This is a genomic window from Streptomyces akebiae (assembly GCF_019599145.1).
GTDB classification, from domain to species: Bacteria; Actinomycetota; Actinomycetes; order Streptomycetales; family Streptomycetaceae; genus Streptomyces; species Streptomyces akebiae.
This window is the reverse complement of sequence record NZ_CP080647.1, coordinates 4,514,272-4,530,186: the sequence shown is the minus strand read 5'-3', so window position 1 is coordinate 4,530,186 and position 15,915 is coordinate 4,514,272. Positions and strand designations below refer to the sequence as shown.

Genomic DNA, 15,915 nt, shown 5'->3' with positions numbered 1-15,915 from the left:
CCATGGAACACTCTGGTGTGAGTGACCCCCGTAGAACGTACACCGTAGTTGTGGGCGATCGTCAACTAAAGTTGAGCAGAAGCCACCACGTTCCGCGCTCACGCACACCAGAGTGGACACAGCGGCGATCAGGACAGGACGTACCGGACGTGACAGACGACGAGCCGCGCACCTTCGCGCAGTTGCTGGACCACCTCTTCCAGGAGGTCCACCCGGCGGGTCGCGGGCCCTACACGTACGCCGAGGTCGCCGAAGGGATCCGAGAGGCTTCGGGCGACGAGGGCAAGGGGCTCACCGCGAGCGCGATCCAGCAACTGCGCACCGGTGCCAAGAAGAACCCCACAAGGCACACCATCAAGGCGCTCGCCGACTTCTTCGGCGTGCCCGCCGGCTACTTCGTGGACGAGCAGGCCGCCCATCGCACCCGAGCGGAGATCGCGGTCCTCGCCGCCATGCGGGACCAGAACGTCCGCACCGTGGCCCTGCGCGCCAACGGTCTCAGTGCCGAGACCCTCCAGATGGTGACGGCGGTGATCGAGCAGGCCCGCATCCTGGAGGGCCTTCCGGGCGAAACACCCTCGAACGGCCTCGACTTGGACAATTAAGCGGGCGCGGGGCGCGGGGCGCGGGGCGCACCTGGCTGCTGGCCGCTGCCGGCCACCGGCCCACCACGGGCCACCGCCCCGCCGCCAGCCGCTGACTTGGACCTGGGCCCGGACCCGGACCTGCACTTGGACCCGGACCCGGACCCGGACCCGGACCCGGACTTGGACCGGACCCGGACCCGGAGTGCTCCCTGGACTCGAACCGGCCCCGGACAGTAATTCGGCCTCAACCCGAAAATCAGCCCCGGACAGGAAACCGGCCCCGGCTCGAAAACCTGCCTTTGCCCAGATGAAACGCGCCCTCACCTGATGGGCGAATCGCGAGATCCGGCCATTCGGCCAGAGCGCCGAGATTCCCTTGGACCGGCCTGCGTGTTCGCCTAAGCTTTCGAACGATTCGGTGCCGGGGATCCCGGATCGCACTCCGGCCTTACGGGGTCACGCCGTCAGCGGCCAGACCCGAGCAACGTCAGGACCGGACATGGACCTTGAGCGGTTACGCCGCGCTTGCGAAGAACGCGTGGACGCGCTTCGGCTCCCTCACCGCTTCAACACCCGAGACCTCTGCGACGCCGTGGCGGAGATGCGCGGCCGTCCGATCATCCTGAGGCCGCTGAGCACCCTCGGCGCGATCGACGCACCCTGCGGGATCCGCCTGGAGACACCCGACGCGGACCTCCTCTTCTACGAGGAGGGAACGTCCGCCCTGCACCAGAACCACATCCTCGCGCACGAGGTCAGCCACATCATCTGCGACCACCCCGGCACGCTGGAGCTGGACGCCGACGCCTTCCGCGCCCTCGGCTTCAACCCCACCCTCGTGCAGCGGATGAACGGACGCACGAGCTACTCCACGGACGACGAGCGCGAGGCCGAGACGATGGCCACCGTCATCCGGCAGCACATCTACCGCGGACGTGAGTTACCTCCCCGTGAGCCCGAGAAGGGCGCCGAACGCTGGGAGGCCCTGTTCGCCAAACCCACCAGGAAGGGCCGTCGGCGCCGATGATCGACCTCTTGTTCGCAGGCGTGGCCCTCGTGCTGCTGCTCGCCGCCGGGTACTGGGTCCGGGGCCGGGGCGGCCACCGGCCGACCGGCACCTGGGCCATGGCGGCACTGCTCGTCTCCTTCGCCTGTGCCTTCGGCTCGTACGTGTCCGTCGTGGAGAACGCCGTCGAAAGCGTCGTCCCCGACGGCGGGCGCCTGCTCAGCAACTCCTTCACGCTGACCGCCGCGACCTCCGTCCTGGCGTTCATGCTCCAGCTCGACCAGGAACCCGACGAGGCCCGGCGGAACATCCGACGGCGCGTGCTCTTCCTCGGCATCTCCGTCACCGCCATGACGGTGCTGTTCACCGCCAGCCAGTTGAACGACGATTCACCCCAGCTGTACGCGCTCTACGTGCTGATCTACGTCACGTACCTCAGCGTCACCGCGAAGGACTTCGGCACGCAGACCTGGAAACAGGCCGGCCACTCACGCCGCAAGAGCCAGCGCGTAGGACTGCGCATCACCTCCGTCGGCTGCGTCTTCGCCCTGCTGTACGCCGCCTACAAGGTCTTCGGCCTGGTCTCCATCGGGCTCGAACTGGACCTCCTGCCGCACGGCGTCCGATGCTCGACGCCCATCAGCCCCGTCCGCTGCGTGTTCAGCGTCACGGCGCCGGCGGTCGCGGTACTCCTCGTCACCGTGGGGCTCACCCTCCCGGCGGTCGTGTGGCCGTTCAGCCAGTTCCTGCGCCGTCGCTGGGAGTCGAGGTCGTTCGCCGCGCTGGCCCCCCTGTGGAAGGACATCACCGACACGACCCCTGAGGTCGTCCTGGGCCCGGCGGGGTCGCAGCACGTGGACGACTCCGACTTCCACCTCCACCGCCGGGTGATCGAGATCAACGACGGAGTGCTCGCCCTTCGCCCCCACCGCTCGGTGCGCGTCCAGGAGAGCGCCGAACGGGCCGTCGCCGCACGCGGCTTGACGGGAACCCAGGAAGGAGACGCCATCGTCGAGGCCGCGATCCTGCGCGCGGCCGTACACGCGAAGACAACGGGAAGCGAACCCAGAACGGGAAGCGAACCCAGAACGGGAAGCGAACCCAGAACGGGAAGCGAACCCAGGACCGGAAACGAACTTAGAACCGGAGCCGCACCCGCGCCCTCCAGAACCGCCTCCCGAGCGGGCAACCTCCGAGCCGAGACCGAATGGCTGCTGCTCGTAGCCCAGGCATACACCCAGCACGAAACCACCCCCACCACCGACCCCCTGGCACCGTCCGGAACGGATCCCCGAACGTGACCAACCCGCCCCACCCGACCGAAGCCCCCCACCCGACCGAAGCCCCCCACCCGACCGAGGCCCCCCACCCAACCGAGGACCCCCGCCCCACCAGCGCAACCGACCCGTTGCAGGACCCCGCATTCTTCGCCGACCCCTACCCCACGTACGCCCGCCTGCGCGAAGCGGCACCGGTACGCAGGGTACCCACCGGTTCAGGAGGCCGCCACAGCTACCTGGTCACCGGCTACACCGAGGCCCGGGAGGCGTTCACCGACCCCCGGCTCTCGAAGGACACCACGAAATTCTTCGCCGGTCGGCCGTCGCAACGCGATCTCCACCCGGCCGTCTCCCGGAACATGCTCGCCACCGATCCCCCGCACCACGCCCGGCTACGGGCGCTGGTGACGAAGGCGTTCACCACCGGGGCGGTCGCCCGGCTGCGCCCCTACATCTCGGGCCTCGTCGACGAGTTGCTCGACGCATGGCCGGACCACGGAACGGTGGACCTCGTCGCCGACCTCGCGGTCCCGCTGCCCGTCACGGTCATCTGCGAGCTGCTCGGGGTGCCCGAGTCCGACCGCGCATCCGTACGCACCTGGTCGAGCGACCTGTTCGCCGCCGGAGACCCGCGACGGATCGACGCCGCCTCCCACGCCGTCGGCGACTATATGACCGCCCTCGTCGCCACCAAGCGCACCGCACCCGGCACCAGCCTGCTCGACGACCTCATCGCCGTACGCGACGGCCAGGACCGCCTGTCCGAGGACGAACTCGTATCGCTCGCCGTACTTTTGCTGGTGGCCGGCCACGAGACCACCACCAACTTCATCGGCAACGCGGCCCTCGCCCTCCTCCGGCACCCGGAATCACTCGCGCGACTGAGGGCCGAGCCGCAGCTCCTCGGCAGCGCGCTGGACGAGCTGCTGCGCTACGACTCGCCCGTCGGGATCGCCACGTTCCGCTACAGCACCGAGGCACTCACACTCGGCGGTACGGAGATCCCCGAAGGCGCCCCGGTCCTCATCGCACCCGGCGCCGCCAACCGCGACCCGGACCGATTCCCCGATCCCGACCGCTTGGATCTCACCCGCCCCGCCGCAGGACACCTCGCCTTCGGCCACGGCATCCACCGATGCCTGGGTGCCCCTTTGGCCAGAGCCGAGGCCGAACTCGCCCTCCACGCCGTCATCACCCGCCACCCCCACGCCAGCCTGGCGGCCCCCGTCGAAACCCTCCCCTGGCGCCACACCCGCCTGACCCGAGGCCTGAAGACCCTCCCGCTCACCCTCTGACCACCCACACCCCACGCCCCACCCAGGAACCATGGACGGTGCGTTCGCTGTCGTGTCATGTCGTGCACACATCCGAGCCGAGTTCCACCTCCTGTCTTCCCTGGGCGTGCTCCGCCTTGCTCGGCGTCGCCATGGGCTGCGCCGCCTGGTCACTGACCGTCTGGGCACGCGCGTACTGCGACGCGGGTTACGACGCCGGCGGACGCCTCGAACTCAACTTCCTGCTCACTCTCGTCGTGGGAGCCGAGGCGCTCGTCGGGCTCGTGGCACTGGCCATCGGCCGACGCCTGACGCTTCGCGCACCGAGGGCACTCCGCGCCGCACTGCCGACGCTGCTGGTCGTCGTGGCGACGGTCGGGCCGGCCTGGTGGCTCTTCGCAACCCGAGGCACCCTGGACGGCTACCCCGGCGACTCCGGCCTCTGCCCCACAAGCAACGTCCCACCCCAGTGGCCCGCCTGGCTCCCCGCCTGACCACCGCCCCACGCTCTTCGAGGCCCGAGGCCCGAGGCCCGAGGCCCGAGCCCCGTGCCCACTCCATCGACGCCGGGACCACCCAGTCGCACGCGCGGCACGCCAGGGTCTGTACGGTGAGCGGTGTAACTCCCGAGCTGGACGCGAACGGGTGCGACGACGTTCGCGTGGTCACCAGGGACGGCGCCCTCGGCGCCGAGGAGTTCAGCCCCTACGACCGCATGATCGCCGCCGTCGGCATGTGGGACCTCCCCGGAACCTGGTGGGACCAGCTCGCCGTCGGCGGACGCCTCGTCGTCCCGCTGCGATGGCGCGGGCTGTCGCGGTCCGTGGCGTTCCGACGCGAGAAGGACCGGATGACGTCCGACTCCGTGAAGATGTGCGGCTTCCTCCCGGTGATCGGCCAGGACGGAGAGCGGAACGACTACATCGACGACGACCGGTTCGTCAGGCTCTACTGGGACGAGGACCAGCCCATCGTCCCGGAACTCCTGCGTGACGCCCTCACCCGACCGAAGACGGTCGTCTGGACCGACGCGACGGTCGGCCCCGTCGAGTCCTTCGACGGCGTATGGCTGCGCCTCAGTGCCACCGAGCGAGCGACCTGCCGTATCACCGCGAATCCCGCGGCGATGGAGGCCGGCCTTCACCGCCCCGCCTCGCCCGCCCTGAGCCCCGCCCTCGTCGAGGGTGACTCCATCGCGTACTTCACCCTGGAGCGCACCGCCGCAGACCCGGGCACCGAACCCCGGTTCCGGCTGGGAGCCGTCGGCTACGGCCCGGCCGGCGCCGATCTCGCCGAGCGGATCTGCGCGCAGATCCGCGCCTGGAGCCCGGCCAGGACCGTCGAACCCGCAGTCACCGCCTACCCCGCGGACACACCGGACAACGACCTCGCCGACGGAGCCGTGATCGACCGGCCTTCCGTACGGCTCGTCATCACCTACTGACGTCGGCGGGCGCGGCCGTCGGCAGTTGCGGCTGCGCCACCGACACGAGACGAAACGAGAGCAGAGCGGCGTCGGAGCCCTGTGGTCAACCCTGCGCAAGGTTCAACTCGCAGTCGGTGCACCGCCGTACGGCCCGTCGGCTCTGGTTGCCCGCGGTGGCGGTCGCCGGAGAAGCAGTACTCAACCGCTCCCAGAGCCCAGGTGGAGGATTCGTGATCCACCCCCACCGTGGCGGCCGTACGTCGTCCTCGGTCATGTGGTCGCACCAGCCGGGCCTGTGCGCGCACCGAGCCGGGGAGATCAGGATCGTGTCCTCCGGGTGAGTACGCCACTCCCTCTTCACGAACGTGCCTACCGAACGCGAGGGCGCCGACGCGGACGAGCCCGGCGGACATTCGCATCCGAGCCCGATGACGATCTTGCTGCCGCACTCCTCGCAGCGCTCCTCTTTCACTGGTCTCGTACCACCCTCACGCGGTGCCGGAGTCGACCCGGTAGACGATCTTCCCGTCGGACTCGGTGAACCCGCGCGACTCGTAGAAGGCCCGTGCGCCTGGGTTGTCGCGGTCAGTCATCCATTCCACCCGGCTGCACCCGGGGCGCGCGGCGGCCAGGGCGCGGAGTTCGTCCATGAGGCGAGCACCGATGCCCTGCCGACGCAGGGTGTCGCGGACGTAGAGCTCCTTCAGGAACAGGGAGTGCGAGGAGCCGGTAGCCGGCCAGAGGAAGGAATAGGCGGCGAGGCCCACGATGTCCCCGGTCTCGTCCTCGACGAGCAGGGCGGAAGCCAGCGGTGGCACGCCGAAGAGGGCTTCTTCCACCTGGAGGCGGCGCTCCTCGATCGGCTGGATATCTGTGTCGGCGGCCCCGTAGAACCGCTCGATCTCCTCGATCAGCCCGGCCACGGCCGGGACGTCCCGCTTCTCCGCGGGACGGATCGTCACGGTCATCGGCGCCTCCTGTCCTTCCTCGGTTGCTTCGGTCGCTGCTGCACTCGTTCGTTCCAACGCGTGATCCCCTCCTGGCGGTACGGGGCACGCGTCTACGGCGGCGATGCGGCCTGCGCGTAGGGGTTCCAGCCGTGCTGCCGCAGGGAGCTCTGGACGTGTCGGATGAGGTACTCCAGGTCCGTGCAGTAGACAGACGGGTTCCGGTAGCCCTGGGCTTCGCTGAAGCGGTGTGGGAGGTAGCCACCGCCGCACACGTCCACGAGTGGGCAGGCGCGGCACTGCTCGGCGAGCGCGTCCTTGCCGTGCTGCCGGTGCAACAGCTTCGGATGCGACAGAGCTTCGTCGAAAGAGTGGCGGAGGACGTCGAGCCCGAGCCAGGTGGCACCCTCCTCGACCGACCGCAGGGTGTCCACGGCCTCGATGGAGCCGTCGGACTCGATCACGACGCTTGTCGGCGGGGCCAGGCCGAGCGTCTCCACCGAGCCGCGCACGCCAGAGCTGAGGGCCACGATGTCTTCCAGCATCCGGACGCTGTGCCCGTACTCGGGCCGGGCGAGCCAGGCGTCGTACACCCTGCTCATCCACAGCCCGTACTCGGGCACGCTCGGGTCGGCGCGGTGCGGCGGGTCGTCGTGGGTCGCGTGCGGCAGGCCGAAGTCGACCACGGGCGGTTCGAACGCCGCCAGGTAGTCGTGGACCTCCACGGGGTCGTTGGCCAGGTCCACGACGGCGAGCAGCCCCGCGAACAGGTGTGGCCGCGACCGCAGGAGTTCGATGCCGCGCATGGCGGAGGCGGCGCTCGACCGCCCTGCGTGGGTCAGCCGGTGCCGGTCATTTGCACGTGGCGGTCCGTCGAGGCTGACGCCGACCGCGACCTCGTACCGCTCGAAGAGGTCCAGCCAGGCATCGGACAGAAGAGTTCCGTTGGTCTGGAGCTCGAAGAGGACCCGGGTCCCGGCCGGCGCAGCGTCCCGGACGGCCTCAAGTAGACCGGCCATGTGCCCGACACCGATGAGAAGCGGCTCCCCGCCGTGCAGTACGACGTGGACGGTCCGAAGGCGGTGTGCGGAAGCGTGTTCACCGATCCGCCGGGCCGCAGCCCGGGCCACAGCGAGGTCCATTCGGGCGGGCAGGCGCCGCGCCGCCTGGTCCTTGGAGTTGAAGACGAAGCAGTAGTCGCAGTCGATGTTGCAGCGGTTGGCGACCTTGAGGATGAACGTCTGAAAAGGTACGGGGCCTTCGGGTTCTTCAGGTTCTGTCATCGAGCGGACGTGCTCACAGCGGCCAGGGCCAGATGAGCGAGGCCGCGTGGGCACCGGCACCGACCGGGCCCGTCGCGCCCTCCTCGGCCTCCAGCCGCTGTCGAACGCGGGCGGCCACGCGGTCCAGGACGGCGGTGCCGGACGCCGTCGGCTCCACGGACGCCGGGCCGACGGGCGTGATGGTGCATGGCTCGGTGACGGACGCGGGTGGCGGCATTCAACGCTCCTCGTGAGGTACGTGCCGGAGGCGGCACAGTGCGACGGGGTTGAAGCGACAGATCAGCCGGAAACGTAGCATCCTCAACATCCCACCTGGCACAGGAAATTCGGCCACGTGGTCGGCGTCAACCGGACCGTGACACCAGCAACCGTTCGATGTCGTTCACGGCCGCGCTCACTCCCAACCGCCGGTACACGGTCACGGCGGCTCGCAGCGAGCCCACGCCGTGACCGGGCCCGTCAATCGTCCAGTCGCATCGGCCGATGCCCTCCAGCGCCCGAGCCTCCTCCAGCGGGCAGCGGATGTCCCGGGCTAGCGTGAGCGCCTGGTCGAAGTGCCCGCGAGCGGCCGCCGATTCACCGGAGGTGAACAGCAGCATCCCCCAGTGGTTCAGTACCTCTGCCTCGCCGCACCGGTCGCCCAGGCCCCGCAGGATCTGCAAACCGCGTTGGAACGCCTCGATCGCGCCGTCGCGCTCACCGACGATGCCGCGCGCCACGCCCAGCTCGCTCAGCGAGGCGGCCTCACCTCCGCGGCTGCCGAGTTCGCGGTAGACGTCCAGGGCCTCCACCAGAAGCCGGATCGCCTCTGTCGCATCTCCGGTCACACGCTCCACGACGCCTAGCTGGCGGACGCTGGTCGCGCGGCCGAACCGTTCACCGAGCTCGGTGAAGTGCGTCAGGGCCTGGCTGTGTGCCGTCCGCGCTCCCTCCATGTCTCCGGTCAGTCGTCGGACGACGCCCAACTCGTTCAGCGCGTACGCCTGGTGCACACGATCGTCCAGCTCCAGGTAGATGTCGAACGCTTCCCGGTGATGCCGCGCGGCCAGGTCGTACGCGCCCATGAGGCAGTGCACGACGCCCAGGTCCCGCAGGGAGTTCGCCTCCCCGTACCGGTCACCGAGTTCTCGGTAGATCGCCAGGGCCTCGCTCTGGGCCTCCACCGCGGTGTCGAACCGGCTCATCTGCCGGTGTGTCATGCCGAGATCCGCGAGCGCGTTCGCCTGTCCGAGCCGGTTCCCCAGCTCACGGTAGAGGGCGAGGGCGTCGGTCTGGGCTCGGGCCGCGTCCTCGTTGTCCGCGGTCAGGTACCAGACGATGCCGAGCTGGTTGAGTGTGTCCGCCTTGCCGCGCCGGTCGTCGACCGCTTCATACGCCGTCACGGCGTTGTTCAGGGCCTCGATCGCCTGTGGGTAGGAGGCCATGAAGCGGCGTACGACACCGAGTTCGGCGAGAGCGTCGCCCCGGGCCCGCTGGTCGCCGGTATGGCGGGCGGCCTCGGCGGCGGTCCGATGGAGCCCGACGGCCTGGTCCCAGGGGCCGGCCTGGCGCAGGAAGGGCGCCATGGCCGCGGCGAGCCGGACCACGAGGTCGTACAGGGCGAGGCCGTTCGCCCGCCGGACGCAGGCCAGGATGTTGGCCCGCTCGGTCTCCAGCCAGCTCAAGGCGTCCGCCCGCGACTCCAGGGGCGGAGTCTCCACCCGCGAGGCGCCGTCCGGCGCCGGTGGCACTACGGCACCACTGCGCCCGATGTGCCCGTTCACGACGGTGAGAGCGGCCAGGTAGTAGGCGCACACACGCTGTACGGCCTGTGCGTGGTCCATGCTGTCCCCCTCGGCGGCGAGACCGCGAGCGTAGTCCCGCAGGAGATCGTGCAGCCGGTAGCGACTCCCCGGTTGTTCGTCGATCAGGTGGTCGTCGTAGAGCGCCTCGAGGTGCAGACGGGCCACTACGACCGAGACGTCACCCAGAGCCGCACCGACGTGCGGGTCGAGATCGGTGCCGGGGAATAACCCGAGCCGCCGGAAGAAGCGCTGCCGCTCCGGCGCGAGATCCCGATAGGAGAGATCGAACGTCGCGGTGACGGCGCGCTCCCCGGCGCGCAGCTCTCCCAGGCGGTCCCGCGCCGCCACCAGCCGCCCGCGCAGGTCCTCGGCGTTCCAGGACGGATGGTGCCGCAGCCGTGCCGCGAGAAGCGACACCCCCAGAGGCAGACACCCGCACAGCCGCACCAACGCGTCCACCACATCCCGGTCGAACGTATCGGCCGGCCGCCCACTGAGCCGTACGAAGAGGTCGACAGCGTGATCCGGCGGCAGTGCGTCCACCGACATGACCACCTCCTCGTTCGCCACCAGCCGCTTGCGGCTGGTCACCAACACCAGGCACCCGCTCCCACCGGGGAGCAGCGGCTCCAGCTGCCGGTAACTGGCCGCGTTGTCGAGAATCAGCAGCGCCTTCTTGTCCGCGAACCTGCTCCGCCACATGGCGGCCCGGGCCTCCGTGACCGCTCCGACGTCATCACCGACGGGAATCTGCTGCGTCGGCACGCCGGCGGCCGCGAGAAGCGAGGCGAGCGCCTCGCCGGCCTGTACCGGAGTACGCCCCGGCGTGTGTCCGTTGAGATTCACGAAGAGCTGTCCGTCGGGGAACCGCTCCGAGAGCAGGTGGCCGGCGTGCACGGCGAAGGTGGTCTTCCCGACGCCGGGCATGCCGTCGATCACGTGAACGGGCAGACCCTCGCCGCGCTCCTGTGAGGCCCGCACCGAGCCCACCAGCCGCTCCAGCTCCGCGGCACGGTCGGTGAACGCGGCGGTGTCGCGTGGCAACGAACGCAGCACCTGGGCGGCCCCCGGCGGCCCCGTTCCATCCTCCGGTCGCCCCGGCGGGGTGGGAGGCCGCGTCTCGGAGAGTCCGGCGAGCAGGGCCGTCAGCCCCGCCATCGTCACACCCAGCACGACGAACGAGAACCAGGCGTGCTCCTGTAACCACCCAAGCCAGCCGGGCCACCGCGACTCATCGGACACGGCGTTCGTGACGAGCCCGACCAGCATGGTGGTCAAAGCGCAGCCTCCGGCGACGACGGCGATCGCGATCCCGCGCCGGAGTCTCATACGGAGGCCCCAGCAGCCGAGGGAGCGGCCGATTCCCCCCTGGTGCCGCTGATGAGACACCACGCACTGCCAACCGACCTGGTCACGAAGGCAACCCCCGAGTACGACACCCCAACTTCCCTAACCGAACAGTCCTCGTAGACCTTGGTCAAGGGCGCCTCTGAGCCACGGCGTGCACCAGCTGCCGCAAGGCGCGCTGGCCCACGGCCACCGCACCATCTTCAGTGGGCGGTTCGTAAGGTGATGTCTGTTTCTTGCTGAGGTGGGAGCAAGGACGCTGGTGGAGGTTCTGCCGGCTATTGCGTCCTGGCGAAGTTGCCGGTGTCGGCCTCGGTGAGGATCCCGAGTTTGACCAGGCGTTTCAGCTTGGCGCGGGTGCCTTCGACGTTCTTCGGTTGCAGTTCGTGGCCGAGGGCTTCGCAGACGTCCTTGGCCCGTAGCGGCCCGGTCGTGTGGTTGAAGGCGGCGAGGATGCGGGGGTAGTCCGGGTGCTCGGGCAGGTCCGGCGCGACGGTTGGGAGCCGGTCGGCGAGGCCGGTGACGGTCTTGCGGGTGATCGTGAGGTGTTCCAGGTGCGTCTCGGCCTCCCGCCACCGGGTCTGCAGGTCGTCGATCTGTGCGCGGAGGTCGTCGGCCAGGGCGCGGGCGGCGTCTTCCTGGAGGTCCAGGGCATCGAGCAGGGGCCGGATGTTCACGCTGCCACCGCCTGTGCCGTGCGCCAGGTGGGGGCGTTCGCGCCGGTGAGGCGTCGGGTCATGACGTGGGTCATCGCCCAGTAGACGCGGGAGGCGGAGGAGGAGGGGCGGTGCTCGTAGTCGCGGACCAGGCGCCGGTGCAGTATCAGGATCCCGTAGGTCTGCTCGACCCTCCACCGCTTCGGCTGTGGCACGAACCCCTTGTCCTGCGGGTTGCGTGCGACGATCTCGACGTCGATCCCCAGGCCGGCGCCGTGCAGGACGACCTGGTTCTTGAAGCCCTGGTCGACCAGGGCTTTGCGGACGGTTCCGCCGGCGTGCTGGGCGACCTGGTTCAGCAGGATGATGCCCGCGGTGTTGTCGTGGGTGTTCGCGGCGAGGACGACGACAGCGATGACCAGGCCGAGGACGTCCACGGCCAGGCCGCGTTTGCGGCCCGGCACCCGCTTGGCCGGATCGTGGCCGCTCGTGGCGGCGGGGACCCCGGCGGCCACATGGACACTCTGGGTGTCCAGGACCACCAGGGTCGGGTCCTCTAATCGCCGGGCGCGCTCCCGGACCTGGCAGCGCAGCAGTTCATGGATGACCTGGTCGGTCCCGTCGTCCCGCCACGCGGCGAAGTAGTAGTACGTCGCGCTCTTCTGCGGCAGGTCGTGCGGGAGATAGGCCCACTGGCAACCGGTCCGCCCCTGGTAGAGGATCGCGTTCACGATCTCCCGCATGTCGTAGGCGCCCTGGTGGCCGCTGACAGAGCGGTGCCGGTCCTTCCACGCGGTGATCACCGGCTCGATCAACGACCACTGCTCGTCCGATAAGTCACTCGGATACGGCTTGCGTTCACTCACCCGATCACATCAACAGATCAATAGCCGCGGACCGGCGGGTTCCGCCCCGCCACCACACCATCAGGCGACACCAGATCAACCCAAAAGCTCACGAACCGCCCACTCAGAACTCCACGCAACCTCTGATGATCACGCGGTGGCTGCTTCCCTATCGGCCCCGGCCACGACCTGCTCAATCGGCTCGGGGCCTACTCGGCATCGCGGGTCGTGGCCTCGGATCCAGTCGGTTTCGTAGACCTCGTGCCAGTACTCTCGCTCTTCTTGCCCGCCTCGATAGGGGCGTAGCGCCGCCGTTGCAGCTCATCGCGTTCAGCGTCCGGGATCGTCATCGACTCGGCAAGCACGGCGGCGAGCGCGTCCACTTGAGTGTTGTCCACGTCAGCGTGGAAGAGCCACCGGATGTTCTCGTCGCGCGTGATGAGGTCGATCGCCAAGCGCGCGCTTCTGTCCTGTGTGGTCGTTGCTCGGACGTATCGCACTTGGTCAATCGGGATGTCTTGCCGGATCTCGGCTTGCTCAAGGAATGCGTTCGTCTTGGCCGTGATGATGCGGCGATCTGTGACGGCGACCAGTGTCTTTGCCGCAGCCTTGTCCCTCGCTGCCGCCAATTTCTCCTTCGCTCCGCCGACGATCGCAGAAATGGGACCGAGGGCATCGAGCTGGTCGGGGAAGCCGAGGACACGTAGAGCCTCACCGTCCTCGAGTAGCCATCGCAGGATGCGAAGGTACGGCTTGAGATCCAGCGATTTGGGTGTACAGACGACGCCCGGAGCCTTGAGCGGAGGGGCCGGCGGATGGAGAGCGTCGGCAAGAGGCTCGACCGCCTCCAGAAGACGGGCGGAGGTTTCGCGGGCTGCCTTCACGTCCTTCCGCTTCCCCGGCAGCGGCCATGCGTCGGGTCCGGGGAGCTCGGCGGTGATCCGCAGCTCCCGCGTCAGCGCGTCGACGAGGCTCGTCGACTCGGCGAGAGCGGAGTCGAACTCCGCGCGGGTGTCGCGCGCGATGACCTCGGCGTACTGCGCCTCGGCGGCGTCTTCGCGTCCAGCGGCTCTCGCCCTTGCGGCGCGGAGCGCGTGATACCCGGTCCATGCCTTGAGGGAGGACAGGAGGGCGTAGGCATCGAAGGCGATCGCCTCGGCGTTCGTCTGCAGATACTCACGGTGGCTGCGTGCGTCGGCCCGACCGATCTGCCTGACGTGGTCGCGGACGTTCCCCTGGTAGAGCTCAAGCTGCTTCTGCAGCAGCGCTCCACTGCCCGCGACGTCCTCCCACAAGGACGTCGGGACCGATTCGATCTCTCGCGCCTGGTCGACGGCGCGATCGATGGCGGCGACGAGCCCCGTCAGCTCGGCCCACTGATCCTTGCGGATGGTGGTGAGGACTTGACTTGTCACCGCGAGGTTGGTCCTCACGAGGCCCGAGACCTCACTCAGCATCATCTGAAGGCCGACCATGGCCAGCGCCGGCCCGATCGAGGCCGCGGTCTGCGCCTTGCTCACCGCATTCACGGAGTAGAAGCGGGCCTGATGCAGGATGCGGCCAGGAACCATCACCGCTCCGAGGTTCCCGCCGTCCTTGGCGGCGAGCGTCGCGCCGCTCTTCAGCAGGGCCTGTGCCGTGTCGCCGATCCTGTAGAGCCCCTGCACGCTGGCGAACGCGTTTCCGAGATTGCCGACCACGGTCGCCGCGTTCCCGATCGAGGCGAGGATCGCTGAGATCTGCTTGCGGTCGGCAGCCGGCACGATCCCGAAGTCGATCAGATCGGGCTTCAGCTCCGGCGGGACCTCACCGGCGACGACAGCCACCCCTGGAAGCACCTCCACCAGGACCGTCGACGCCGTCGTCGAGTCGATGTCCGAGTCGGACGTCGGATCGTCCACAACAGGTGAGTCGGCGGTATTGCCCCGGCCGTTCTCGTCAGGCTCGGCGATCTCCGTCGAGTCCGAAGGGTCCTGCATGCGATCTCCTCCCCCGAAAGCGCGCGCAACGGCCGGACCTCGTCGGCGTTGACTGCCGAATTCTACGGCTCAACGCCCTGCGGTTCAGCCCGAATCCGCCGGGCTGATTCCGCACTGGCTGGTGCCAGCTGAGCTCCCCAGGGCTCCGCTCCGGATGAGTGGATCAGCGCAGTCCGGCGAAGAGATCGTTCTCGGGTACGGCCGCGCCGGTGGCGTCCTGGACACGTACGAAGGTCTCCATGCCCATCAACTCGCCGAACCGCTCCTTGCCCATCTTGAGGAAGAAGATGTTCTCGCCCTGACTGGCGTGCGCGGCCAGCACGTCGAACTTCTGGCCGCTGAACGCGGTGGTGTCCACCCACGTGGTGATCTCATCGTCGGGGAGGCCGATCTCGGCCATCGCGGCGGCCTCGGCTCCGGCATGTCCGGATGAAACTCGCGCATGATCTCGCCGAACCGCTGCATCATCGAGCGGGGCATCGTGGTCCAGTACACCTTCGGTGCCAGCGCGGTCATCTCCAGCGCCGCCATCGTGATGCGGTGGGCCTGGATGTGGTCGGGGTGGCCGTAGAAGCCGTTCTCGTCGTAGGTGACGACCACATCAGGTCGGTAGTGCCGCATGAGTTCCGCGAGTCGGGCCGCGCCTTCCGCCACGGGGGTTCCCCAGAAGGATCCGGGGGCGTCGTTGCTCGGCCAGCCCGTCATCCCGGAGTCGGCATAGTCCAGCATCTCCAGATCGCTGACCTTCAGGACGTCACAGCTCGCCTTGAGCTCTTGACGGCGCAGCGATGCGACGGCCGCCGGATCGTGCCCGGGATCGCCAGGCTTGACACCCCCCGGTCCGTCACCGCAACCGCCGTCGGTACACGTCACGAGAACCGTGCGGATGCCTTCCGCCGCGTACCGCGCGAGGACCCCTCCGGTTCCCGTGGCCTCGTCGTCGGGGTGGGCGTGCACCGCCATGAGCGTCAAGGGCCGGTCAGTCATCAAGCAGTCCTCCTGCAGAAATACGTCTTGGTCCGAGTGTGCGGCGGGCGTACCGCGATCCCGGGGCCCGGATCCTGTCGGGGCAGACGACCTTGTGGTCTCCGAGTTCCCCGCCCGTGCAGCGCCGGCCCCCCCGGTCGATGCAACAGTGCCGGCCGGACCCGCTGTTCCCGGCGCGGCTGCACCTCTCAGCGCCAGGTCGGATCCGACTTCCATCCGGCACCAGGCGTGAGATTCCGACGCGAAACTGGAGACCCTACCTGTCCATCTATCCACCAGTTCTGTCCTTTGACATCGAAGTTAGTCGTGTGCAGCCCCCTGACCTGGGCCGACTAGGTTGGATGTCAACGATTCCCCGGTTACCCGTGCTTGTCCGGTTCGGCGTCGGCGAAGGCGCGGTATCCGCCGAGATCTCGGGCTGGGCGAGGACGTCGCCGCGGTGTACGACTCGGACCGGCCCCCGGGCCATCATCGGAAACTGATCCGCCGGCGTAGCGAGGTCGTGTCGGACATT

13 protein-coding genes and 1 pseudogene are annotated in these 15,915 nt (G+C 69.0%); 6 read left to right on the top strand and 8 right to left on the bottom strand.

Annotation, left to right across the window (positions count from 1 at the left end; genetic code table 11):
- Window positions 1–149 precede the first annotated feature (149 nt).
- The 6 genes from K1J60_RS19435 to K1J60_RS19410 all read left to right on the top strand — a co-directional run bounded on the left by K1J60_RS19435 (window position 150) and on the right by K1J60_RS19410 (window position 5,591).
- Window positions 150–605 (top strand): helix-turn-helix domain-containing protein, encoded by a 456-nt coding sequence (locus K1J60_RS19435; protein ID WP_033524580.1) that lies wholly within the window; start codon window positions 150–152, stop codon window positions 603–605.
- 520 nt (window positions 606–1,125) lie between these two features.
- Entirely contained in the window at window positions 1,126–1,614 is a 489-nt protein-coding gene (locus K1J60_RS19430) for a M48 family metalloprotease (RefSeq protein ID WP_259407796.1), read from the top strand.
- Window positions 1,611–2,894 carry an MAB_1171c family putative transporter gene (locus K1J60_RS19425; RefSeq protein ID WP_220647306.1) on the top strand — a complete coding sequence of 428 codons (1,284 nt, stop codon included), beginning with the start codon at window positions 1,611–1,613 and terminating at the stop codon, window positions 2,892–2,894. The genes K1J60_RS19430 and K1J60_RS19425 overlap by 4 nt, the downstream gene beginning before the upstream one ends.
- 107 nt (window positions 2,895–3,001) lie before the next feature.
- Window positions 3,002–4,168: a cytochrome P450 family protein gene (locus K1J60_RS19420; RefSeq protein WP_220651552.1), complete on the top strand. Its 1,167-nt coding sequence runs from the start codon at window positions 3,002–3,004 to the stop codon at window positions 4,166–4,168.
- Between the two features lie 62 nt (window positions 4,169–4,230).
- On the top strand, window positions 4,231–4,641 hold the full coding sequence (locus tag K1J60_RS45920) for a hypothetical protein (RefSeq protein ID WP_259407795.1): 411 nt from the start codon (window positions 4,231–4,233) through the stop codon (window positions 4,639–4,641).
- A 116-nt stretch (window positions 4,642–4,757) separates the two neighbouring features.
- A complete protein-coding gene (locus tag K1J60_RS19410) occupies window positions 4,758–5,591 on the top strand; it encodes a class I SAM-dependent methyltransferase (protein WP_259407794.1) in 834 nt (277 codons plus the stop codon).
- Between the two features lie 470 nt (window positions 5,592–6,061).
- On the opposite strand, the gene haaN is transcribed toward K1J60_RS19410, so the two are convergent.
- From haaN to K1J60_RS19370, 8 genes and pseudogenes are all read right to left on the bottom strand, one after another.
- The gene (gene haaN / locus K1J60_RS19405) at window positions 6,062–6,541 is read right to left on the bottom strand and encodes a cyclophane-containing RiPP N-acetyltransferase HaaN (RefSeq protein ID WP_220647305.1); all 480 of its coding nucleotides are present in this window, start codon (window positions 6,539–6,541) and stop codon (window positions 6,062–6,064) included.
- A gap of 92 nt (window positions 6,542–6,633) precedes the next feature.
- Window positions 6,634–7,803, bottom strand: coding sequence for an FxsB family cyclophane-forming radical SAM/SPASM peptide maturase (locus K1J60_RS19400; RefSeq protein ID WP_220647304.1), 1,170 nt, complete (start codon window positions 7,801–7,803; stop codon window positions 6,634–6,636).
- A 13-nt stretch (window positions 7,804–7,816) separates the two neighbouring features.
- Complete coding sequence (gene haaA, locus K1J60_RS19395) at window positions 7,817–8,020, bottom strand: HaaA family cyclophane-containing RiPP peptide (RefSeq protein WP_220652000.1); 204 nt, start codon at window positions 8,018–8,020, stop codon at window positions 7,817–7,819.
- Between the two features lie 127 nt (window positions 8,021–8,147).
- The gene (haaT, locus tag K1J60_RS19390; protein WP_220647303.1) at window positions 8,148–10,916 is read right to left on the bottom strand and encodes a cyclophane-containing RiPP biosynthesis TPR protein HaaT; all 2,769 of its coding nucleotides are present in this window, start codon (window positions 10,914–10,916) and stop codon (window positions 8,148–8,150) included.
- A 296-nt stretch (window positions 10,917–11,212) separates the two neighbouring features.
- Window positions 11,213–11,611 carry a hypothetical protein gene (locus tag K1J60_RS19385; RefSeq protein ID WP_220647302.1) on the bottom strand — a complete coding sequence of 133 codons (399 nt, stop codon included), beginning with the start codon at window positions 11,609–11,611 and terminating at the stop codon, window positions 11,213–11,215.
- The gene (locus tag K1J60_RS19380) at window positions 11,608–12,456 is read right to left on the bottom strand and encodes an IS5 family transposase (RefSeq protein ID WP_220647301.1); all 849 of its coding nucleotides are present in this window, start codon (window positions 12,454–12,456) and stop codon (window positions 11,608–11,610) included. The genes K1J60_RS19385 and K1J60_RS19380 overlap by 4 nt, the downstream gene beginning before the upstream one ends.
- A 188-nt stretch (window positions 12,457–12,644) precedes the next feature.
- Complete coding sequence (locus K1J60_RS19375) at window positions 12,645–14,414, bottom strand: hypothetical protein (protein ID WP_220647300.1); 1,770 nt, start codon at window positions 14,412–14,414, stop codon at window positions 12,645–12,647.
- 163 nt (window positions 14,415–14,577) lie between these two features.
- Window positions 14,578–15,401: pseudogene (locus K1J60_RS19370) on the bottom strand (PIG-L family deacetylase).
- Between the last annotated feature and the right edge of the window lie 514 nt (window positions 15,402–15,915).

Bases quoted from the DNA above. Each gene is read 5' to 3' on its own strand.
- K1J60_RS19425 (WP_220647306.1), top strand. From the start codon at position 1,611: ATGATCGACCTCTTGTTCGCAGGCGTGGCCCTCGTGCTGCTGCTCGCC.
- haaN (WP_220647305.1), bottom strand. From the start codon at position 6,541: ATGACCGTGACGATCCGTCCCGCGGAGAAGCGGGACGTCCCGGCCGTG.
- K1J60_RS19400 (WP_220647304.1), bottom strand. From the start codon at position 7,803: ATGACAGAACCTGAAGAACCCGAAGGCCCCGTACCTTTTCAGACGTTC.
- haaA (WP_220652000.1), bottom strand. From the start codon at position 8,020: ATGCCGCCACCCGCGTCCGTCACCGAGCCATGCACCATCACGCCCGTC.
- haaT (WP_220647303.1), bottom strand. From the start codon at position 10,916: ATGAGACTCCGGCGCGGGATCGCGATCGCCGTCGTCGCCGGAGGCTGC.
- K1J60_RS19375 (WP_220647300.1), bottom strand. From the start codon at position 14,414: ATGCAGGACCCTTCGGACTCGACGGAGATCGCCGAGCCTGACGAGAAC.